This window comes from Pseudomonas sp. 43A, from assembly GCF_013363935.1.
In the GTDB taxonomy this organism is placed as follows: Bacteria; Pseudomonadota; Gammaproteobacteria; order Pseudomonadales; family Pseudomonadaceae; genus Aquipseudomonas; species Aquipseudomonas crudilactis.
Genome location: NZ_CP054880.1, coordinates 2,101,642 through 2,122,408 on the forward strand (window position 1 = coordinate 2,101,642; position 20,767 = coordinate 2,122,408).

Sequence of the window (20,767 nt, forward strand, 5' to 3'; positions counted from 1 at the left end):
CTCTTAACTGAGAATTACTTGCAGATACTCATGACTCCTGTTTCCGCTGGCCAACCACGCATTCTTTCTATCGAAGACGATCCGGTGCTCGGCGCCTATGTTCACGAGCATCTGGGCCGCAGCGGCTTTCAGGTGACCTGGTGCCAGAACGGCCAGGAAGGCCTGAGTATTGCCAGGCGTCAGCCATTCGATGTGGTGCTGATGGATATCCTGTTGCCGGGCATGGACGGTCTGAATGTGCTGACGCAATTGCGCCAGAGCCATTCGACGCCAGTGCTGTTGATGTCGGCCCTCGGTGCCGAGGCGGATCGCATCAGCGGTTTCCGTCTGGGCGCCGACGACTATTTGCCCAAACCCTTCAGCATGGCTGAGCTGCATGTGCGCATCGAAGCGATTCTGCGTCGGGTCGCGCTGGATCGGCGCCCGGCCGTGCACGCGGCGCCAGTGGTGGTCGGTACGCTGCGATTCGATGACGAACAGTGCGAGGTGTTTTTCCGCGAGCAACCCGCCGGGCTGACCCGTAGCGAATACCGTCTGCTCGAAACCCTCAACCGCAATGATGAGGAAGTGCTGAGCAAAGCGTTCCTTTATCAGCACGTTTTGCAGCGCGGCTACGCGGCCCACGACCGCAGTCTCGACATGCACATCAGCCAGATCCGCCGCAAACTCAAAGCCATCGGTTACACCGAGCGTGAAGTGCGGACTGTCTGGGGCAAGGGTTACGTATTGAGTGCTGCTGATGAAGCGGTCTGAACTGCCGGGGCGGCATTCGCTGTTCTGGAAACTGGCGTTTCTGCTGGTCGCATTTTGTCTGCTGATGATCTGGTTGAGCTGGTCATGGGGACGTTATATGGAGGAGCGCAATCAGTTCCTCTCCGACGAGGCGCGCGGCACCCTTTCACGTTATGCGATGCAAGCCGAGCAAGCATGGCAGCGCGGCGGACGCAGCGGTGTCGATGACTGGTTGCAGAGCATGGAGTTGCGCGAAGCCAGTTGGGTCGGCGTTATCGGTGGCAATTTGCAGTCGCTGAGCAGTGATCCGCTGAATGATCAGGAGATCCAGCATCTGACTTTCCTGCGTGGTCTCGACTGGCCGATTCACAAACAGAATCGGCCGTGGCTGCGCATACCTTTCCCTAAAGAGCCTTCCGCCGGCAGCCTGGTGATCGAATTGCCCGAGCGATTCCTGCCGGGTAAATATCGCGTGTTCTGGCGCGTCATCACTAACGGCGTGATTCCGGGGTTGTTCACTTTGCTGCTGTGCGTCGGTCTCTATCGTCTTCTGGTAGTGCCGCTGAACAACTTGCGCGAACAGGCCAACGCCTGGCGCGCCGACCAGTTGAATGTGCGGTTGTCGAGCGGCATCACCCAGCGCCCGGATGAGCTCGGTGAACTGGCCCGGGCGTTCGACTCGATGTCCGAGCGCCTGCAATCTACAGTCGCCCTGCAACAGCAACTGCTGCGTGATCTGTCCCACGAATTGCGCACGCCGTTGAGCCGCTTGCGTGTCGCCAGTGAAAGCGAACAGGGTCTGGTGCAACTGCGCGAGCGCATCGGTCGTGAAGTCGACGGCATGCAACGCTTGGTCGAAGACACCTTGCAACTGGCCTGGCTCGATACCGACCGCACGCCGCTGCCGGATGAAGCCATTCAAATTCAGGCCCTGTGGGAAATGCTCACTGACAATGCCTGTTATGAAAGTGGCTGGCCGAGTCTGCAATTGCAGTGTTCGGTCGAAGCGTCGTGCTGGGTGCGTGGCAACCTGAATACACTGGCGCAGGCGTTGGAGAACATTCTGCGTAACGCGATTCGGCATTCGCCGGCGGGCGGGATCGTGCGTCTTGATGGACGGTGCGATGGCGATTTCTGGCATCTGTGGCTGGAAGATCAGGGCGGTGGCGTAGCGGAAGGGGATCTGGAGCGGATCTTCTCGCCGTTCACCCGACTTGACGGCTCGCGGCCCGGAGATGGTGGATTTGGCTTGGGGCTGAGCATCGCGCGCAATGCCGTGCAGCGTCAGGGCGGGAGTATTTGGGCGGAGAACAGCGGGGTGGGGTTGCGGTTGAATTTGCGCTTGCTGGCTGACGATGGCGTTGCGCCGTCTGACGCTTTCGCGAGCAGGCTCGCTCCCACATTGGAGCTCGGTTCGCCGCAGATTGTGTGATCAACAGTTAATAGGGTCATCACTGCTGACACGATTCTGCGAATGACACTACTCCCTGTGGGAGCGAGCCTGCTCGCGAAGAGTCTCTGCGCATCACCACCAATGAAAATGGCTCAACACAAAAGTCGCACCACTGGTGCGACTTTTATCGCTTACTCCCACCCCATAGGGAGTGTGTTTTACCCGCAGATTGTTTGAGCAATACAAGACAGTGTCAGCACTGCTGACATTATTAATAGAGCAACACGGGTCACTGTGGGAGCTGGTTTGCCAGCGATGAGGCCATTTGCATCACCGCAAAAAAAAATGACCCAGCGTAAAAGTCTCACCAGTGGTGAGACTATTGCTGCTTATTCCCATAAACCATAAGCACCGCACTTTGCGTGATATGGCCTGCGCGGGTTTGCCGGTATGATAGGCGCCCCCGCACGTCTGGATTGCGAATACGCCATGACCTTGCAGTACCCAACCATCGCCGATTGCGTCGGCAACACGCCGCTGGTGCGTTTGCAGCGCCTGCCCGGTGCTACCAGCAACACCCTATTGCTCAAGCTCGAAGGGAATAACCCGGCGGGTTCGGTCAAGGACCGTCCGGCGTTGTCGATGATCACTCGCGCCGAGTTGCGCGGGCAGATCCACGCCGGCGATACGCTGATCGAAGCGACCTCGGGTAACACCGGGATCGCTCTGGCCATGGCTGCGGCGATCAAGGGTTACAAGATGATCCTGATCATGCCGGACAACTCCAGCGCCGAGCGTAAAGCGGCGATGACCGCTTACGGTGCCGAGCTGATTCTGGTCAGCCAGGAAGAAGGCATGGAAGGCGCCCGCGACCTCGCCCAGCGGATGGAAGCCGAAGGTCGTGGCAAGGTGCTCGATCAGTTCGCCAACGGCGACAATCCTGAAGCGCACTACACCACCACCGGCCCGGAAATCTGGCGTCAGACCCAGGGCACCATCACCCATTTCGTCAGTTCGATGGGCACCACCGGCACCATCATGGGCGTTTCGCGCTACTTGAAAGAGCAGAGCGACAGCGTGCAGATCGTTGGTCTGCAACCGATGGAAGGCTCGGCCATTCCGGGTATCCGCCGCTGGCCGCAGGAATACCTGCCGAAGATCTATCAGGCCGACCGCGTCGACCGTATCGTCGACATGGCGCAAAGCGAAGCCGAGGACGTCACCCGGCGTCTGGCCCGCGAAGAAGGCATCTTCTGTGGCGTGTCCTCGGGCGGTGCGGTGGCAGCGATGCTGCGCCTGTCCAAAGAAGTTGAAAACGCGGTGATCGTCGCGATCATCTGCGACCGTGGCGACCGTTACTTGTCGACCGGCATTTTCGACGCGCCCAACTGATGGCCAAGCACGAGAGAGGCCTGCGCTTTCAGCCCACCGGCGGTAGCAAGGCTGCGCAAATTCCGACCGGGAAAAAGCAGCGTTTGAGCATCGAACGCCTGGCCAATGACGGTCGCGGCATCGCGTTTTTCGAAGGCAAAACCTGGTTCGTCCTCGGCGCCCTTGCCGGTGAAGAGGTCGAAGCGCGGGTGCTCGGCGCCCACGGCAAAGTGGTCGAGGCGCGCACTGAGCGCGTGTTCACAGCCAGCGAACTGCGCCGCCCGGCACCGTGTCAGCACGCCGGCCGTTGCGGCGGTTGCAGCGTCCAGCATTTGCCCCACAGCGAACAGCTTGCCCTGAAACAGCGCATGCTCGCCGAGCAATTGTCGCGTGTGGCCGGTGTCGAACCTGAACAGTGGGCAGCGCCGCTGACCGGTCCCGAATTCGGCTATCGCCGTCGCGCCCGGATTGCAGTGCGCTGGGACATGAAGGCGAAGAAACTCGAAGTGGGTTTCCGTGCCGCCGGCAGTCAGGACATCGTCGCCATCAACGAATGCCCGGTGCTGGTACAGCCCTTGCAACCGATCATGACCCGTTTGCCGGAGATGCTCCGTCGCTTGAGCAAACCGCAAGCGTTGGGTCACGTCGAGTTGTTCTGCGGTTCGTCACTGGCGGTATTGCTGCGGCACATGGCACCGCTGTCCGAAGCGGATCTGACCATCCTCAAGGACTTCTGCCAGTTCCATGAAGCGCAATTGTGGCTGCATGGTGAAGGCGAGCCGCAACCGGTCGATGCCAGCCAGTCGCTGGGCTATCGCCTGGAACAGTGGGGTCTGGATCTCGCGTACCGGCCGGGCGACTTTATCCAGGTCAACGCCGGCGTCAACGAGGCAATGGTGGCGCAGGCACTGGACTGGCTGAAACCGGGTCGCGATGAACGCGTGCTGGATCTGTTTTGCGGCCTGGGCAACTTCGCTTTGCCGCTGGCCAAAGCCGTGCGCGAAGTGGTGGCAGTTGAAGGCGTGCAGACGATGGTCGATCGCGCCGAAGCCAATGCCGCTAGTAACAATTTGCATAACACAAAGTTTTTTCAAGCCGATTTATCCCAGCCTTTGAGCGATGCCCAGTGGATCGGAAACGGCTTTTCTGCGGTACTCTTGGACCCACCGCGTGACGGTGCTTTCGAGGTGGTTCGCAAGCTGGCGACCCTGGGTGCCAAACGGTTGGTGTATGTGTCGTGCAACCCTGCAACTCTGGCGCGCGATACGGTCGAATTGATCAAGCAGGGCTACCGGTTAAAACGTGCCGGGATTCTCGATATGTTTCCTCAGACGGCACATGTCGAGGCCATGGCGTTATTTGAAGCGAGCCAGGATGGCTCGTCTGAATCCGTCTGATCTGTCCGCGCAGCGCTCGCTTTAGCCCCGCGAGCGCAAACGGACAATAAGGATCAGCGATTTGACGCATTGAATCTGCGTCGTAGGGAAGGTAAAGCAAGATGGTACAGGTGAGAGCACACCAGCCGATCAACACTGACGGCAGTATCAATCTCGAGGCTTGGCTCGATCACGCGGTCAGTGTCGATCTGGCACTGGATCGCGAAGCCTTGAAAGAAGCCTGCGAGTTCGCTCGCGAGGCCGAACAACAGTCCAATGCCAAGAAGAATCTGTGGGCCGAAGGCTCCGGCAGTTTCAGTACGGGCCTGGAAATCGCCGAGATTCTCGCCGACCTCAAGCTCGATCAGGATTCGCTGGTCGCGGCGGTCCTGTATCGCGGCGTACGCGAAGGCCAGATCGAACTCGCGGCCGTCGGCCAGCGCTTCGGCCCGGTAGTCGCCAAGCTGATCGACGGCGTGCAGCGCATGGCGGCGATCAGTGCCAGCCTCAGTCCGCGCCAGTCGATGGTCATGGGCACGCAAGGGCAGGTGGAAAACCTGCGCAAGATGCTCGTGGCGATGGTCGACGATGTACGCGTCGCGCTGATCAAACTGGCCGAACGTACTTGCGCCATTCGTGCGGTGAAAACCGCCGACGATGAAAAACGTAACCGTGTCGCCCGCGAAGTCTTCGACATTTATGCGCCGCTCGCGCACCGCCTCGGCATCGGTCATATCAAATGGGAACTGGAGGACTTGTCCTTCCGTTATCTCGAACCCGATCAATACAAGCAGATCGCCAAGTTGCTCCATGAGCGACGGCTTGATCGCGAGCGTTTCATCGCTGACGTGATGACCCAGCTCAAGGACGAATTGCAGGCCACCGGCGTCGATGCCGACATCAGCGGCCGGGCCAAACACATCTATTCGATCTGGCGCAAAATGCAGCGCAAGGGTCTGGAATTCAGCCAGATCTACGACGTGCGTGCGGTGCGTGTGCTGGTGCCGGAAATGCGCGACTGCTACACCGCGCTGGGCATCGTCCACACCTTGTGGCGGCACATCCCGAAAGAATTCGACGACTACATCGCCAACCCGAAAGAGAACGGCTACCGCTCGCTGCACACGGCGGTGATCGGCCCTGAGGGCAAGGTGCTTGAGGTGCAGATCCGTACGCATTCGATGCACGAAGAAGCCGAACTCGGCGTCTGCGCGCACTGGCGCTACAAAGGCACCGACGTCAAATCCGGCTCGAACCACTACGAAGAGAAAATCTCCTGGCTGCGTCAGGTCCTCGAGTGGCACGAAGAGCTGGGCGATATCGGTGGTCTGGCGGAACAGTTGCGCGTCGATATCGAGCCGGACCGGGTCTACATCTTCACCCCCGACGGCCACGCCATCGACTTGCCGAAAGGCGCGACGCCGCTGGACTTCGCCTACCGCGTGCACACCGAGATCGGCCACAACTGCCGTGGCGCGAAGATCAACGGGCGCATCGTACCGCTCAACTACAGCCTGCAGACTGGTGAACAGGTCGAGATCATCACCAGCAAGCACGGCACGCCGAGCCGCGACTGGCTGAACTCCAACCTTGGTTATGTCACCACCTCGCGGGCGCGGGCGAAGATCGTTCACTGGTTCAAATTGCAGGCGCGCGACCAGAACGTTGCCGCCGGTAAAACCCTGATCGAGCGCGAACTGACGCGCCTCGGCCTGCCAGCGGTGGATTTCGACAAGCTGGCCGACAAGGCCAACATGAAAACCGCCGAAGACATGTTCGCTGCCCTCGGTGCTGGCGACCTGCGTCTGGCGCAACTGGTCAACCTCGCACAGCAACTGGTCGAGCCGGAACGTGGCAACGAACAGCTGGAGCTGATTCCGCGCAAAGCCACCGGTTACAAACCGGGCAAGCGCGGCGACATTCAGATCCAGGGCGTCGGCAACTTGATGACGCAGATGGCCGGCTGCTGCCAGCCACTGCCGGGCGACGCGATTGTCGGTTACATCACTCAGGGCCGTGGCGTGAGCATTCACCGTCAGGATTGTGCCTCGGTGCTGCAACTGGGCGGGCGCGAGCCGGAGCGGATCATTCAGGTCAGCTGGGGCCCGGTGCCGGTGCTCACCTATCCGGTCGACATCGTCATCCGCGCCTACGACCGTTCCGGTCTGCTGCGTGATGTGTCGCAGGTGCTGCTCAACGAGCGGATCAACGTGCTGGCGGTCAACACCCGCTCGAACAAGGAAGACAACACTGCGCTGATGTCCCTGACCATCGAGATCCCGGGTCTGGATGCACTGGGGCGGTTGCTCGGGCGGATTTCGCAGTTGCCGAACATCATCGAAACGCGGCGTAACCGTACGCCTTGAACATCGACGATTTCGAATGTGAACGCCGATCCAATGTGGGAGCGAGCTTGCTCGCGAAGACGGTATCGCATCCAGCATTGATGTGATTGAAAGTCCGCCTTCGCGAGCAAGCTCGCTCCCACAGGGATCTATGTAGTGAGTGAAATGATGTACAGCCTTGAAGACCTGCTCCACCTCATGAGCCGGCTGCGCGATCCGCAGTACGGTTGCCCGTGGGACATCAAGCAAACCTACGCGACCATCGTCCCGCACACGCTTGAAGAAGCCTACGAAGTGGCCGACGCTATCGAGCGTGGCGACTTCGATCATTTGCAGGGCGAACTCGGCGATCTGCTGTTTCAGGTCGTCTATTACAGCCAGTTGGCCAAGGAAGAAGGGCGCTTCGAATTCGCCGGCGTGATCGACAGCATCACCCGCAAGCTGATCCGTCGTCACCCGCACGTGTTCCCCACCGGTGATCTGTACGCGCCGCTGGATGTTCCGCGCTTGAGCGAAGAACAGGTCAAACAACGCTGGGAAGAGATCAAGGCCGAAGAGCGCGCCGAGAAATCCGCCGCGCCCGAGCAACTGTCACTGCTCGACGATGTGCCGGCAACGCTGCCGGCCTTGTCGCGCTCCGCCAAGTTGCAGAAACGCGCAGGGCAGGTCGGTTTCGACTGGCCGGACGCCTTGCCGGTGCTCGACAAGGTGCGCGAAGAACTCGATGAAGTCCTCGAAGCCATGTCGGAAAACGATCCCGTCGCCGTGGCTGACGAGATCGGCGACCTGCTGTTTTCCGTGGTCAATCTGGCCCGGCATCTGAAGGTCGACCCGGAAACGGCACTGCGTGGCGCCAACGGCAAGTTCGAAAGACGTTTCCGATTTATCGAACAGGCATTGCGCGACACCCACCGTCCCATAGAAGATTGCACCCTCGAAGAGTTGGACGCCCTGTGGGGTGAAGCCAAACGTCAGGAAAAGAATGCGCCCAGCTGCGGCTGAGCAACTGCCCAAGTGAGTAAGTCCCATGAGTATTTCCCTTCGCGACCAGTTGCTCAAAGCAGGCCTGGTCAACCAAAAGCAGGCCAAGCAGGTCAGCAAGGACAAGCAGAAGCAGCAGCGTCTGGCGCACAAAGGCCAGATCGAGCTGGATGACTCGCAGCAGCGTGCAGCCCAGGAAGCCATGGCCGAGAAGGTCAAGCGTGACCAGGAGCTGAACCGTCAGCAGAAAGAGAAAGCCGAAGCCAAGGCGCGTGCCGCTCAGGTCAAACAACTGATCGAAGTCTCGCGTCTGCCGAAGCTGACCACCGAGGACTACTACAACTTCGTCGATGACAAGAAGGTCAAGCGTATCTCGGTCAACACGCTGATGCGCAACAAGCTCAGCAGCGGTTCGCTGGCGATCGTGCACCATGCCGGCGGTTACGAAGTGATCCCGCGTGAAGCGGCCCTGAAGATCCAGGAGCGCGATCCACAACGCATCGTCCAGCTCAACGTGCAGACCGAAGAGGTCAGCAGCGAGGACGATCCGTACGCGGCGTATCAGATCCCTGATGATCTGATGTGGTAAATCGATAAAGCTGTAACAACGACAAACCCCGCTCATGGCGGGGTTTGTCGTTTTCAATGCTGTGGTTGAATCAGGCGGATTTCAGATCTCGTTGCTGTTCTTGCACTTCCAGTTCGGCCTTGTAATTGTGGGCGTCGATCTCGTTGTGGAACATGCCGACCAGCAAGTCTTGTTGATGCACGTCCCAGATGCGGATACCGGCGGCTACGCCTTCGTGGGACATGTGTGAATCGTCGCGTTCAGTTACTTTTACAGTCATCTGCTAGCTCCAAATCTCAAGTTATCTGCAGCAAGGCGTGTGCAGGACTCTTTTATAGAATTTGTTAGCCTGCTAAGTAAACGCTTGATTTGCGCAAGGTGTTATTGCGTTTTTTGCAACAGTGCTGCAGCCCGCGCAAACCGCGACATTCAGTCGCAGGGGGCAAAGTTTCATGACAGAAGTTTCATTTTCAGAAGCGCCGAAACCCCTGTAGGAGTGAGCCTGCTCGCGATGGCGGAGTGTCAGTCACCGACGCTGTTGGCTGATCCACCGCTATCGCGAGCAGGCTCACTCCTACAGGGGATTTGTGTCGGCCATGAGTTTTCTGCAGGCGAAAAAAAACGCCCCGAACCAGTCGGGGCGTTTTCATGTGTGGCTCAAACGGGGGGAATTACTTGCCTTCCCAGCGCTTCAGTACCAGCGTGGCGTTGGTGCCGCCGAAGCCGAAGCTGTTGCTCATCACGGTGTTGATGGTGGCGTTCTCGCGGGTCTTGGTCAGCACTGGCAGATCGGCCACTTCTGGATCCAGCTCGTCGATGTTGGCGGAACCGGCAATGAAGTTGCCTTCCATCATCAGCATGCAGTATATCGCTTCGTGAACGCCGGCGGCGCCCAGGGAGTGACCGGACAGGCTCTTGGTCGAGCTGATCGCAGGTGCCTTGTCGCCGAACACTTCACGCACACCTTTCATTTCCGCAACGTCGCCGACCGGAGTCGAGGTGCCGTGGGTGTTCAGGTAGTCGATCGGGGTATCAACGGTGGACATCGCCATCTGCATGCAGCGGATCGCGCCTTCGCCACTCGGGGCAACCATGTCGTAGCCGTCGGACGTTGCGCCGTAGCCAACGATTTCGGCATAGATCTTGGCGCCACGGGCCAGAGCGTGTTCCAGCTCTTCAACCACGACCATGCCGCCACCGCCCGCGATGACGAAACCGTCACGGTCTTTGTCGTAGGCACGGGAAGCTTGTTCCGGGGTGTCGTTACGCTTGCTGGACAGAGCGCCCATGGCGTCGAACAGGAACGACTGGCTCCAGTGCTCTTCTTCACCGCCACCGGCGAAGACGATGTCCTGCTTGCCCATCTGGATCTGTTCCATGGCGGTACCGATGCAGTGAGCACTGGTGGCGCAGGCAGAAGCGATGGAGTAGTTCAGGCCCTTGATCTTGAATGGCGTGGCCAGGCAAGCGGAAACGGTGCTGCTCATGGTCCGCGTTACGCGGTATGGGCCAACACGTTTCACGCCTTTCTCGCGCAGGATGTCCAGCGCTTCCATCTGGTTGAGCGTGGAAGCACCACCGGAACCGGCGACCAGGCCAGTACGCGGGTTGGACACTTGCTCTTCGGTCAGGCCGGAGTCAGCAATGGCGTCTTTCATGGCCAGGTAGGCGTAAGCCGCTGCGTGGCCGACGAAGCGATAGATCTTGCGATCGATCAGCTCTTCAAGGTTGAGGTCGATGGAGCCGGAAACCTGGCTACGCAGACCCATTTCGGCATATTCCGGGTTGAACCGGATGCCAGGGCGGCTTGCACGCAGGTTAGCGGAGACGGTCTCTTTGTCATTGCCCAGGCACGAAACAATGCCCAGACCAGTGATAACGACGCGGCGCATGCGAATAACCCTTAGAAGTTGTCAGTGGAGGTGAACACGCCGACGCGAAGGCCTTCGGCGGTGTAGATTTCGCGACCGTCGACAGTCACCGAACCATCGGCAATGGCCAGGTTCAGCTTGCCCTTGAGGACGCGTTTGATATGAATGTTGTAAGTGACTTTCTTGGCGGTCGGCAGGACCTGACCGAAGAACTTCACTTCGCCCGAACCCAGCGCACGGCCACGGCCCGGCAGGCCTTGCCAGCCCAGGAAGAAGCCGACCAGTTGCCACATGGCATCCAGACCCAGGCAGCCCGGCATTACCGGATCGCCTTCGAAGTGGCAGGCGAAGAACCACAGATCAGGGTTGATATCCAGCTCGGCGACCAATTCACCTTTGCCGTACTTGCCGCCTTCTTCGCTGATCAAAGTGATGCGATCAACCATCAGCATGTTCGGGGCGGGCAGTTGCGCGTTACCTGGGCCGAACAGCTCACCGCGACTGCAGCGCAGCAGATCTTCCCGAGTAAAGGCGTTTTGTTTGGTCATGCGAGCTCCTCAATAATCCCATGCGGCAGGTGGGGCAAATCTTCCCGACCGTTCGAAGCGTTCATGCCTCGAACCGGCAGCCTACTCATAGACTATTGCGTTGTGGTGAAAGTCACAGCACCAAGGACATGAATGTACACTTGTGCACTGAAATTTTTATTCAAGCCCCTTTTGAGGCTCGTTCGGGTGCCTAAGACTGCCGCACTTTCGCTTTTCACGCCAGTCGCAGATGGTCGAAAGGCCCACACTACGACACCCAGCGCTGCAGAATCTGCTGCAGATCATTACGTTTGAACGGCTTTGCCAGGTAATCGTTCATGCCCGCCGACAGACAGGTTTCGCGGTCGCCCTGCAAGGCATTGGCGGTCAGTGCGATGATCGGCACGTCGCTGCGTCCGGGCAGGCAACGGATCTGCCGGGTGGCCTCATAGCCATCGATAATCGGCAGCCGGCAATCCATCAGAATCACTTCAAAGTCGCTGCTCTCGGCACTGCGCACTGCTTGTGCGCCATCGGTGGCGACACTGACAGTAAAGCCCAGACTGCGCAGCATCGCTTCGATAACCGTCTGGTTAACCGGATTGTCTTCGACCAGCAAGACGTTGCGGCCTTCACCATGACCCTTGCCATTGAGCGCGCGCGGTGCGGCCAATGTCAGCAGCGTCTGTTTATAGAGTGCCAGTGGGATTTCCAGAGTGAACACCGAGCCGCGACCTTCCTCACTTTGCGCACGCAAGGTGCCGCCCATGCGTTCGGCCAGCGTACGGGCGATCGGCAGACCGAGGCCGGTGCCGCCGTAGCGCCGTGAGATCGAACTGTCGGCCTGCTGGAAGGCGTTGAACATCAGCTCCAGGCTTTCTGACGAAATACCGATGCCGCTGTCGCGCACCGAGCAGGTGAACCACAGCAGTTCATGATCCAGCGATTGCCACTGCGCCTCGATGCTGACCCGACCCTGCTCGGTGAACTTCAGTGCGTTGCCGACCAGGTTGACCAGAATCTGCCGGATCCGCGTCGGATCGCCCTGCACCTGTAAACCACGCATGTCGTCCGGTATCCGCAGATTCAAAGCCAGGCCGCGTTGCACCGCGCTGTGCTGGAACGACTGCGCACAGGCGCCGATCAGTTCGGCGAGATTGAACGGAATGTGTTCCAGTTCCAGCTCGGAACGTTCGATGCGCGAGAAGTCGAGAATATCGTTGATGACTTTCAGCAAGTGCTCGGTGGACTCCGAGGCGAGGGCGGCGTATTCGACCTGCTCCTCGGTCATCTCGGTGGTTTCCAGCAATTGCAGCATGCCCAGTACGCCGTTCATGGGCGTGCGCAATTCATGGCTCATCATCGCCAGAAAGTCGGATTTGGCGTTGTTGGCCTTTTCCGCTTCTTCACGGGTCTGGATCAGTTGCGCCATGGCTTGATGCTGCTCGCGGCTGGCCTGTTCCAGCGCCTGCGCGAGGTTGTTGATGTGCTGCGACAGCGCGCCCAGTTCGGTGTCATCGACGATCGGCAGCGGGGTTTTATAGTCGCCGTCCTGAATCGCCTTGACCGCATCGCCGATATCGCGGATCGGCTGCGACAGGCTGCCGGCCAGGCGCCGTGCCAAGACAAAGGTGAAGAGCAGGGCGAACAGCGCGAGAATCCCGGCCTTGAGCAGAATCTCCTGCTGGCGCTGGCTGAAGGCATCGTTGGACAGGCCGACGATCACCCGGCCCAGATAGTCCTCGCTGGCGCCGCCATTGTTGACCTTGCCGTCCTGAAAGAAATCATTGTGCAGGGCGATGCGTTGCAGGCGCACCGGGGCCTGGAACACCTCGACCTGATGTGGCCGGCTGTGCGCAGCGGCAGGTTGTTCGACGTACACCAGAATCCGGTTGGCACTGTCCTGCACTTCAAGAAAACGTACGTTGGGCGTGGCCAGTGTGGCTTTGAGCAGGCTTTCCAGCACTTCGTTGTTGCCGGAAATCACCCCGTATTCGGTGGCGGGCGCCAGTTGGTTGGCGATCAATTGGCCGGTGTGATTGAGTTCCTGACGCAAATCCTGAATTCGCACAAACGTGAAGAAACTGATCAATAGCAAGGTCAGCAACAGCGCCGGGCCCAGGCTGATCAGCTGGGTGCGGGTATTGATGTCCCAACGGCGACGGAAACTCATGGGCGGCGTTCTCCTTCAGCCAGTGCGCTGGCAACAGATGCGTCATTCAGCGGTTCGATACCCAGTGAACGAGCGACCTGCGCATTACTTGAGACTTTAAAACGTGCGGGATAGAGCGCTCGTGGCCAATTGGCCGTTGGTTGGTCGAGCAATTGATCGAGCAGCGCCAGCCAGTCGTTCTGATCGCTGTACGTACTGGCAAGGCTGCCGGCGCGAACGAAGGCGACATTGGGGCCGACCAGCGCAACCTGCCGTGAGTAGCTGCTGAGCAGCAGGTTTTTCGCGGTTTTCGGGTTGTACAGATCGGGATCGTCGAGCCCCAGCAACACATCGCTGCTTTTCAGTACAGCTTGCAGGGGACGGCTGTCGTGGGTGTTGTCCCAGCGCTGGCTGACGACTTGCAGGTTCAGCTGTTCGGCGGCGAGATTCAGTTCCTTGAGAAGGAATTCGCTGTGCTCATCGAACAGCACGCCGATCCGCCGGGCCTGCGGCAAAATGCGCCGGATCAATTGCAACTGACGGCCCAGTGGCGGATCACTCCAGAGCAAACTCAGATGCGCCGGTTGCGTGCCGCCGAGACGCTGGCGAGCCTGCAGGCGACTGATGCGTAATACCAGCGTCGCCGGGCCTTGGGGTTCTTGCAGACGCCAGTCGAGACTCGGCAGATCGAGCAGAATCAGCCGCAGGCTGGCGGACAGTTTGCCCGGTGCCGGCAGACTGGCCAGCGGCTGGAAACGCACGTTGTCGGTCGGCCGCAGTTCGCTCAGTGCCTGGACGAACGCTTGTACGCCCGGGCTTTCCTCGGCGCCGGTCAACAGAATATCGGCAGCCTGCACCGCCACGCCGTGCAGCCAAGCGGTCAGAAACAGACAAACCCCGGCCAGCCAGTGGCCAAAGGTTGGCAGCTTCCGTGACGGCCCGTAGCGCATCCTAGAACTCCAGCTCGGCACTGAAGTACATCACTCGGCGCTCGTCGTAATTATTGTCGACGAAAGTGCTCGGCTCATGGTCGAGGCGTTGCTGCAGCACGCCGGCCATTTGCAGCTGGGCTTTGCCCAACGGGATGCGTTTGGCGATGCGTGTGTCGACCCTCTCGAAGCGGTAGCCGTTGAGCGCGTTGTCACCGTAATAGAAGAGGGCGCTGTTCCAGCCATGGCCCCAGTCGCGCAGCCAACCGGCCGAACCGCTGTTGCGTGAAGTGAACTGCTGATCCAACGGATTGCTCGCCTCGGCATCGACGAAGGCGTAGGTGAAGCGCAAGCGGTCGGCGAGGCTCACGCGCCAGTCGAGCTGGGTTTCCGTGCCGCGAAACCGTGAGCTGTTGGCGTTGCTGGCGATGTATTGGTTGTTGCGCAGCGGCTCACTGATCATCCCGGTGATCTCGTCGTAGAACAGCTTCACATCGAGGGCCAGACCGAGTTCGGCGAAATAGCCGTTGTAACCCAGTTCGCGCGAGCGCATGTGCTCCTGATCGAGATCGCCCGGGCCGCGGGTCTTGACGAAGTAACGCGCCGACGATTGACCATAGGCCGAGGGTCGCAGGTTGCTGACCTGATAGCTCCAGTTGACGTTGTTCTCGAACATGTCTGGCGAACGGATCGCCTCCGAGTACACCGCGCGCAGACCATGTCGCGGGTTGATCAGGTAATTGACGGCAAATCGCGGGGTCAGCGAACTGCCAATCAGTTGCGTGTTTTCAAACATCGCACCGCCCTGCAACAGCCAGTGTTCCGTGGCGCGCCATTCCAGTTGGCCGAACGCGCGCCACGTGGTGTCGTCCAGCGTGCCATTGAAGTAGGTTTCGGAGTCGGCGCGGTCGTAACGATAGTTCATGCCGCTGACCAGACGCAGGCTGTCGGACAGGCTGAGGGTGTCCTGCAGTTCGAGATCGTAGCGCGATTCGCGGGCACTCTGGTCGATGTCGCCGCACAGGGTTCTACTGGCACCGTTGCGCCACTGATCGAGCACCTGATTGGCCAGGGCCATTTCCTGCGGTGTGCCGGGCGCCGCGCCGGGGCCGGTGAAACGGGTGATGTTGCGCGCCAGACGTTCGGTGTAATTCGGGTTGAGTTGCCACAACTGCGTCAGCTCGGGGCTGAACGACACCTCGGCATCGCAGGCGCGCCACGTTTGCTGCCGATCCCAGTGTTGCGCCGAGCCTTGTATATAGAGGCTGTGTTCGGGATTGATGTCGAGGTTCCAGCGCACCGAGCCGGCGTAATCCTTGGCGACTACGTCGGAATTGTTCCCGGCGGCGGTAATCCCTGAGAACACCGGGCGGTAGGTGTAGGGCCGTTGGTTGGTGCCGTCCTTGGCGTTGACTTGCCAGTCGAGGCTCTGGTTATCGCTGAGGGTGTGGCTGACCGCAAGACTGAAACGGTTCAAGCGGCGGCTGTCACGGTAGTCGGCACCACTGCGATCGCTATCGAAGCCGTCATCTTCCTGACCGGACAGCGACAGGCGCAGATCGCCGCCATTCCAGCCAGTGCCCTGGCTGGCATAGAAATCATTGATGCCACGCTGACCACGGGTGTACTTCAACCGCGTGCCGTGGCTGTCTGCCGGGTGCCGAGTTATGATGTTGACCACCGCCATCAGCGCGTTGGCGCCGTAACTGACGGTGTTCGGGCCGCGAAAGACTTCGATGCGCTCGATGTCTTCCATGGCCACCGGAATATCGCTCCAGTCCACCGTGGACAAACCGGCGCGATACACCGAGCGGCCGTCGATCAACACTTGCATGCGTCGCGCTTCGCTGGCGTTGGTGCCGTGATAATTGACCGCCGCCTGATTGCCGCTGATGTTGCCGACCATCATCCCCGGCACCAGCCGCAGCAGTTCGCTGATGTCGCGGGCGCCGCTGGCGTTGATCAACTCGCTGTGGAGTACGGTCATGCTCCCCGGGACCTCCGCCGGCGTCTGTTTCAGGCGCGTGGCCGTCAGCACCTGCGGCAGTGCTTCGTTGTCCATGAACAGGTCGTCCGCCAGCACTAGCGGGCTGAACAGCAGCGCCAGTAAGACGGACGAACGCGGGGACGAAGAGCCAAAAGACACGACACAACCTTGATAGTGAAGAATTGGCGCGCATGTTAACCGAGGGCAGTGACTTTTCCAGTCACGTTGCAGGCATTTTCCTAGGTTTTATTGGTCTTCTTCCTACAAGTGTCGGTAATTGTTGCTGGGGCTGGCCGCGCGTTGGCCGCCCCGTATAATGCCGCCATCGCCACTGGTATGGATTAACGGATTGCATATGACTGAACAGCGCCCGATTGCGGTCCTGGGAGGCGGAAGTTTTGGTACCGCCGTGGCCAATCTTTTGGCCGAGAACGGCCATCAAGTCCGGCAGTGGATGCGTGATCCCGAGCAGGCCGAGGCCATCCGGGTCAATCGCGAAAACCCGCGTTACCTCAAAGGCATCAAGATTCTGCCGGGCGTGACCGCCGTCACCGACCTGCAGGAAACCCTTGACGCCTGCGATTTGTGCTTCGTCGCGTTGCCGTCCAGCGCATTGCGCACAGTGCTCGCTGCCCACGCCGAGCGCCTGAGCGGCAAGATGCTCGTCAGCCTGACCAAAGGCATCGAAGCACAGACTTTCAAGCTGATGAGCCAGATTCTCGAAGAGATCGCCCCGCAAGCGCGCATCGGCGTGTTGTCCGGGCCAAACCTGGCGCGGGAAATTGCCGAGCACGCCCTGACCGCCACGGTGGTCGCCAGCGAAGACGAGGAGCTCTGTAAACAAGTGCAAGCCGCGCTGCATGGTCGAACCTTCCGTGTTTATGCCAGTGCCGACCGTTTCGGCGTCGAGTTGGGCGGGGCGTTGAAAAACGTTTACGCGATCATCGCCGGCATGGCGGTGGCGCTGGAGATGGGCGAGAACACCAAGAGCATGCTGATCACTCGCGCCCTCGCCGAGATGACCCGCTTTGCCGTGAATCAGGGCGCTAATCCCATGACCTTCCTCGGTCTGGCCGGTGTCGGCGATCTGATCGTGACCTGCTCGTCGCCGAAGAGTCGCAACTATCAAGTCGGTTTTGCGCTGGGTCAGGGCTTGAGCCTCGACGAAGCGGTGTCGCGCCTCGGTGAAGTCGCCGAAGGCGTCAACACTTTGAAGGTGCTCAAGGCCAAGTCCCAGGAAGTCGGCGTGTACATGCCGCTGGTCGCCGGGCTGCATGCGATCCTCTTTGAAGGACGCACGCTGGAGCAGGTGATCGGTCTACTGATGCGAGCCGAGCCGAAAACCGACGTCGACTTTATTTCCACCAGTGGTTTCAACTGAGTGAGCCGGGAGTAGCAAGCCATGAACGATCCGAAAACCGAAGCCAAGTACGAATCCATCCTCCTGCGTGTGTTGTGGATGATCGTCTACGTGCTGGTCTGGCAAGTGGCGCAGTTCATCCTCGGCGCGGTGGTGTTGGTGCAATTGATCTATCGTTTGATCTATGGCGCCCCGAGCGCCAGCCTGATGAATTTTGGCGACAGCCTGAGCCAGTTTCTGGCGCAGATCGGCCGCTTCGGCAGCTTCCACAGCGACCAGAAACCCTGGCCGTTCGCCGACTGGCCAATGCCGCGTACCCCGGAAGGTGAAGCGCCACACGCCGTCGCGCCGGCGCCGCATCCGGTTCGAGATGAGGAACCCAAGCTATGAAACTCTGGGTGTTGCGTCACGGTGAGGCCGTGCCTTACGGCTCGTGCCCCGACTCCGAACGGGAGCTGACCGAGCACGGTCGCAAAGAGGCCTTGAGCAGCGCCGCGCGTTTGATCGGCCAGCCGCTGACGGCGATCTACGCCAGCCCTTATCTGCGTGCGCAACAAACCGCGCAGATTGTGCGCGAAGCGCTGGGTTTCGAGCCGGAAATTCGCACGGTCGAGTGGCTGACGCCGGAGGTTGATCCGGACAAGGTCACCGATCAACTGGTATCGGTGAGCAATGTGCTGCTGGTCAGCCACAACCCGTTGGTGGGCAATCTGCTGAGCTATCTGCAGCATGGCGCCGGGTATCCGCCGGAGAAGGTCAGCACTGCCGGGTTGGCTGAACTGGAAAGCCCTGAGTTGCTGATCGGCTCAATGACCCTCAACAGCCTTAAACATCCGTAACGCTGGCCCCTTGTGGGAGCGAGCTTGCTCGCGAAAGCGGCGTGTCATTCACCCTTTATGTGTCTGACACACTGCATTCGCGAGCAAGCTCGCTCCCACATTGTTTTTTGCAACTCCCATGAAATTATTTGTTTGAAAATTCCAACCAAGCACTTGCTTGGTTGACTACGCTTGCTCCAGATCAAAAAAACAGGAGCGAGTCGCATGTCTGCCGCCTTCCGTTTGCCGCTGGACGTGTTTTACGAACGTGAAGCCCGGCACCCGCGCCAGCGCTTTCTTGTGCAACCCATCGGCGGCGGTCAGGTCGAAACGCTGAGCTGGGCCGACGTCGGCCATCAGGCTCGCTGCGCCGCGCATTGGCTGCGCGCTCGCGAGTTGCCACAAGGCAGCCACATCGCCCTGATCTCGAAAAACTGCGCGCACTGGATCATCGCCGACCTGGCGATCTGGATGGCCGGGCACGTCTCCGTTCCGTTGTATCCCAACCTCACCGCCGACTCCGTTGCGCAAGTGCTCAATCACTCGGAAAGCGTCCTGGCCTTCATCGGCAAGCTCGACGACTGGCCGGGCATGTCCAAAGGCGTGCCGGCGGATCTGCCGACCATCAGCCTGCCGCTGCACCCGCCCGGGGATTTCGATTTCAGTTGGGCCGACCTGCAGCGCAGTTCACCGATTCAGGACGATCCGCGCCCGGCCGCCGGGCAACTGGCGACGATCATCTACACGTCAGGCACCACCGGCCTGCCCAAAGGCGTGATGCACAGTTTTGCCAATTTGGGGTTCGCCACAACGCGCGGCACGCAATTGTTCGGGCTTAACGAGAATGATCGATTGCTCTCGTACTTGCCGTTGTGCCACGTCGCCGAGCGCATGTTCGTGGAACTGGCGTCGATCTACACCGGGCAGACAGTGTTCTTTGCCGAGAGCCTCGAGACCTTTATCACTGACTTGCAGCGAGCTCGGCCGACCGCGATGTTCGGTGTGCCGCGGATATGGACCAAATTCCAGATGGGCGTGTACAGCAAGATCCCGGCGAAGCGTCTGGATTTTCTCCTCGGCCTGCCATTCATTGGCAAACGGGTCGGGCACAAAGTCCTGGCCGGCCTTGGGCTGGACGCCTTGCGCGTAGCGTTGTCCGGCGCTGCACCGGTGCCGCAGACCTTGCTCGCCTGGTATCAGAAACTCGGCCTCGATGTATTGGAGGTCTACGGCATGACCGAGAGCTGCGGCTATTCGCACATCTGCCTGCCGGGGCAGTACAAACAGGGCTGGATCGGCAAGCCTTGCCCGGATGTCGAGGTGCGTATCGATGAGTCGGGCGAGGTGCAGGTACGCAGTCAGGCGAACATGCTCGGTTACTTCAAGGAACCGCAGAAAACCGCTGAGACGATCACCGGGGACGGTTTTCTGCGCACAGGCGACAAGGGCGAGCAGGATGCCGAAGGGCGCCTGCGCCTGACCGGCCGACTCAAGGAAATCTTCAAGACCAGCAAGGGCAAATACGTCGCCCCGGCACCGATTGAAAACCGCTTGGCCGTGCATTCGCGGATCGAACAGGTGTGCGTGGTGGGGGACGGTTTGAGTGCACCGTTGGGGTTGTGCGTGCTCTCGAGCGTCAATCAGGAGGAGGGCCGGGCGAGTCTGCATTCGAGCCTGGAAAAACTCCTCGAAGAGGTCAACGCCGTACTCGACAAGCACGAACGCCTGCGCCGACTGGTGGTGGTCAAGGACAGTTGGGCGGTGGAGAACGGCTTTCTCACGCCGACCCTGAAGATCAAGCGCAACGTCATCGAAGACACTTACGGTGCGCGCTTCGAAGAATGGAGCGAGCGCAGCGAGGCAGTGCTGTGGCAGGATTGAGCGACCACTAAAACAACCAAGGAAGTCTGCGATGAGCTTGTGGCGTACTACTCCCGACATCGAGCAGTTGAACGCGATCCAGAAGAACACCATCGGCGAAGTGCTCGACATTCGCTTCGAAGCGTTCGACGAAGAGTCGCTGACTGCGAGCATGGTCATCGACCATCGCACCCATCAGCCCTACGGTTTGCTGCATGGCGGCGCGTCGGTGGTGCTGGCGGAAACCGTCGGCTCGATGGCCAGTTACCTGTGCATCGATGCCAGCAAGTTTTATTGTGTCGGCCTTGAAATCAACGCCAACCACTTGCGCGGCTTGCGCAGTGGCCGGGTGACGGCGGTGGCCAGGCCGATTCACATTGGTCGCACCACGCATGTGTGGGATATCCGCTTGACCAGCGATGAGGGTAAGGCCAGTTGTGTGTCGCGGCTGACCATGGCGGTGGTGCCGTTGGGGCAGACACCTCCCTCACAATGAG

Annotated in this window: 18 protein-coding genes; 12 read left to right on the plus strand and 6 right to left on the minus strand. The window is 59.9% G+C overall.

All coding sequences use genetic code 11. The features are described 5' to 3' along the window. The first annotated feature begins 30 nt into the window (after positions 1-30). The 7 genes from HUW52_RS09335 (at position 31) to HUW52_RS09365 (ending at position 8,787) form a co-directional block, all read left to right on the plus strand. Positions 31-753, plus strand: a complete 723-nt coding sequence (locus HUW52_RS09335) for a response regulator transcription factor (protein WP_175553478.1) — start codon at positions 31-33, stop codon at positions 751-753. Further along, positions 740-2,164, plus strand: coding sequence for a sensor histidine kinase (locus HUW52_RS09340; protein WP_175553479.1), 1,425 nt, complete (start codon positions 740-742; stop codon positions 2,162-2,164). The genes HUW52_RS09335 and HUW52_RS09340 overlap by 14 nt, the downstream gene beginning before the upstream one ends. 450 nt (positions 2,165-2,614) lie before the next feature. Next, positions 2,615-3,517: a cysteine synthase CysM gene (cysM, locus tag HUW52_RS09345; protein WP_026000780.1), complete on the plus strand. Its 903-nt coding sequence runs from the start codon at positions 2,615-2,617 to the stop codon at positions 3,515-3,517. Next, the gene (gene rlmD / locus HUW52_RS09350) at positions 3,517-4,893 is read left to right on the plus strand and encodes a 23S rRNA (uracil(1939)-C(5))-methyltransferase RlmD (RefSeq protein WP_175553480.1); all 1,377 of its coding nucleotides are present in this window, start codon (positions 3,517-3,519) and stop codon (positions 4,891-4,893) included. The genes cysM and rlmD overlap by 1 nt, the downstream gene beginning before the upstream one ends. A 101-nt stretch (positions 4,894-4,994) precedes the next feature. Next, positions 4,995-7,238, plus strand: a complete 2,244-nt coding sequence (relA, locus tag HUW52_RS09355) for a GTP diphosphokinase (RefSeq protein ID WP_007917476.1) — start codon at positions 4,995-4,997, stop codon at positions 7,236-7,238. A 147-nt stretch (positions 7,239-7,385) separates the two neighbouring features. Then, positions 7,386-8,219 carry a nucleoside triphosphate pyrophosphohydrolase gene (gene mazG, locus HUW52_RS09360; protein WP_105709208.1) on the plus strand — a complete coding sequence of 278 codons (834 nt, stop codon included), beginning with the start codon at positions 7,386-7,388 and terminating at the stop codon, positions 8,217-8,219. 25 nt (positions 8,220-8,244) lie between these two features. Next, entirely contained in the window at positions 8,245-8,787 is a 543-nt protein-coding gene (locus HUW52_RS09365) for a DUF2058 domain-containing protein (protein WP_038367495.1), read from the plus strand. Positions 8,788-8,857: 70 nt separating this feature from the next. Here HUW52_RS09365 and HUW52_RS09370 read toward each other — a convergent pair whose 3' ends face one another. From HUW52_RS09370 to HUW52_RS09395, 6 genes are all read right to left on the minus strand, one after another. After that, complete coding sequence (locus HUW52_RS09370; RefSeq protein ID WP_007917473.1) at positions 8,858-9,046, minus strand: hypothetical protein; 189 nt, start codon at positions 9,044-9,046, stop codon at positions 8,858-8,860. A gap of 391 nt (positions 9,047-9,437) precedes the next feature. Continuing rightward, on the minus strand, positions 9,438-10,658 hold the full coding sequence (gene fabB, locus HUW52_RS09375; RefSeq protein WP_008087472.1) for a beta-ketoacyl-ACP synthase I: 1,221 nt from the start codon (positions 10,656-10,658) through the stop codon (positions 9,438-9,440). Positions 10,659-10,669: 11 nt separating this feature from the next. Then, entirely contained in the window at positions 10,670-11,185 is a 516-nt protein-coding gene (gene fabA, locus HUW52_RS09380) for a 3-hydroxyacyl-[acyl-carrier-protein] dehydratase FabA (RefSeq protein WP_003227150.1), read from the minus strand. A gap of 247 nt (positions 11,186-11,432) precedes the next feature. Further along, positions 11,433-13,337, minus strand: a complete 1,905-nt coding sequence (locus HUW52_RS09385) for an ATP-binding protein (RefSeq protein WP_016987456.1) — start codon at positions 13,335-13,337, stop codon at positions 11,433-11,435. Beyond that, a complete protein-coding gene (locus tag HUW52_RS09390) occupies positions 13,334-14,266 on the minus strand; it encodes an ABC transporter substrate-binding protein (RefSeq protein ID WP_175553481.1) in 933 nt (310 codons plus the stop codon). The genes HUW52_RS09385 and HUW52_RS09390 overlap by 4 nt, the downstream gene beginning before the upstream one ends. 1 nt (position 14,267) lies before the next feature. Next, a complete protein-coding gene (locus HUW52_RS09395; protein WP_175553482.1) occupies positions 14,268-16,391 on the minus strand; it encodes a TonB-dependent siderophore receptor in 2,124 nt (707 codons plus the stop codon). A gap of 196 nt (positions 16,392-16,587) precedes the next feature. Between HUW52_RS09395 and HUW52_RS09400 the strand changes: the two genes are divergently transcribed. The 5 genes from HUW52_RS09400 to HUW52_RS09420 all read left to right on the plus strand — a co-directional run bounded on the left by HUW52_RS09400 (position 16,588) and on the right by HUW52_RS09420 (position 20,766). Beyond that, entirely contained in the window at positions 16,588-17,613 is a 1,026-nt protein-coding gene (locus tag HUW52_RS09400; RefSeq protein WP_064391581.1) for an NAD(P)H-dependent glycerol-3-phosphate dehydrogenase, read from the plus strand. A 21-nt stretch (positions 17,614-17,634) separates the two neighbouring features. After that, positions 17,635-17,982, plus strand: a complete 348-nt coding sequence (locus tag HUW52_RS09405) for a DUF4389 domain-containing protein (RefSeq protein WP_095120610.1) — start codon at positions 17,635-17,637, stop codon at positions 17,980-17,982. Beyond that, positions 17,979-18,431: a phosphohistidine phosphatase SixA gene (gene sixA, locus HUW52_RS09410; protein ID WP_007917466.1), complete on the plus strand. Its 453-nt coding sequence runs from the start codon at positions 17,979-17,981 to the stop codon at positions 18,429-18,431. The genes HUW52_RS09405 and sixA overlap by 4 nt, the downstream gene beginning before the upstream one ends. Before the next feature lie 204 nt (positions 18,432-18,635). Beyond that, the gene (locus HUW52_RS09415; protein ID WP_016987462.1) at positions 18,636-20,291 is read left to right on the plus strand and encodes an AMP-binding protein; all 1,656 of its coding nucleotides are present in this window, start codon (positions 18,636-18,638) and stop codon (positions 20,289-20,291) included. A 31-nt stretch (positions 20,292-20,322) separates the two neighbouring features. Beyond that, complete coding sequence (locus HUW52_RS09420; RefSeq protein WP_016987463.1) at positions 20,323-20,766, plus strand: hotdog fold thioesterase; 444 nt, start codon at positions 20,323-20,325, stop codon at positions 20,764-20,766. The last annotated feature ends 1 nt before the right edge of the window (position 20,767 follow it).

Coding starts and splice junctions, on each gene's coding strand:
- HUW52_RS09335 (WP_175553478.1), top strand. CDS start 31: ATGACTCCTGTTTCCGCTGGCCAACCACGCATTCTTTCTATCGAAGAC.
- HUW52_RS09340 (WP_175553479.1), top strand. CDS start 740: ATGAAGCGGTCTGAACTGCCGGGGCGGCATTCGCTGTTCTGGAAACTG.
- cysM (WP_026000780.1), top strand. CDS start 2,615: ATGACCTTGCAGTACCCAACCATCGCCGATTGCGTCGGCAACACGCCG.
- rlmD (WP_175553480.1), top strand. CDS start 3,517: ATGGCCAAGCACGAGAGAGGCCTGCGCTTTCAGCCCACCGGCGGTAGC.
- relA (WP_007917476.1), top strand. CDS start 4,995: ATGGTACAGGTGAGAGCACACCAGCCGATCAACACTGACGGCAGTATC.
- mazG (WP_105709208.1), top strand. CDS start 7,386: ATGTACAGCCTTGAAGACCTGCTCCACCTCATGAGCCGGCTGCGCGAT.
- HUW52_RS09365 (WP_038367495.1), top strand. CDS start 8,245: ATGAGTATTTCCCTTCGCGACCAGTTGCTCAAAGCAGGCCTGGTCAAC.
- HUW52_RS09370 (WP_007917473.1), bottom strand. CDS start 9,046: ATGACTGTAAAAGTAACTGAACGCGACGATTCACACATGTCCCACGAA.
- fabB (WP_008087472.1), bottom strand. CDS start 10,658: ATGCGCCGCGTCGTTATCACTGGTCTGGGCATTGTTTCGTGCCTGGGC.
- fabA (WP_003227150.1), bottom strand. CDS start 11,185: ATGACCAAACAAAACGCCTTTACTCGGGAAGATCTGCTGCGCTGCAGT.
- HUW52_RS09385 (WP_016987456.1), bottom strand. CDS start 13,337: ATGAGTTTCCGTCGCCGTTGGGACATCAATACCCGCACCCAGCTGATC.
- HUW52_RS09390 (WP_175553481.1), bottom strand. CDS start 14,266: ATGCGCTACGGGCCGTCACGGAAGCTGCCAACCTTTGGCCACTGGCTG.
- HUW52_RS09400 (WP_064391581.1), top strand. CDS start 16,588: ATGACTGAACAGCGCCCGATTGCGGTCCTGGGAGGCGGAAGTTTTGGT.
- HUW52_RS09405 (WP_095120610.1), top strand. CDS start 17,635: ATGAACGATCCGAAAACCGAAGCCAAGTACGAATCCATCCTCCTGCGT.
- sixA (WP_007917466.1), top strand. CDS start 17,979: ATGAAACTCTGGGTGTTGCGTCACGGTGAGGCCGTGCCTTACGGCTCG.
- HUW52_RS09415 (WP_016987462.1), top strand. CDS start 18,636: ATGTCTGCCGCCTTCCGTTTGCCGCTGGACGTGTTTTACGAACGTGAA.
- HUW52_RS09420 (WP_016987463.1), top strand. CDS start 20,323: ATGAGCTTGTGGCGTACTACTCCCGACATCGAGCAGTTGAACGCGATC.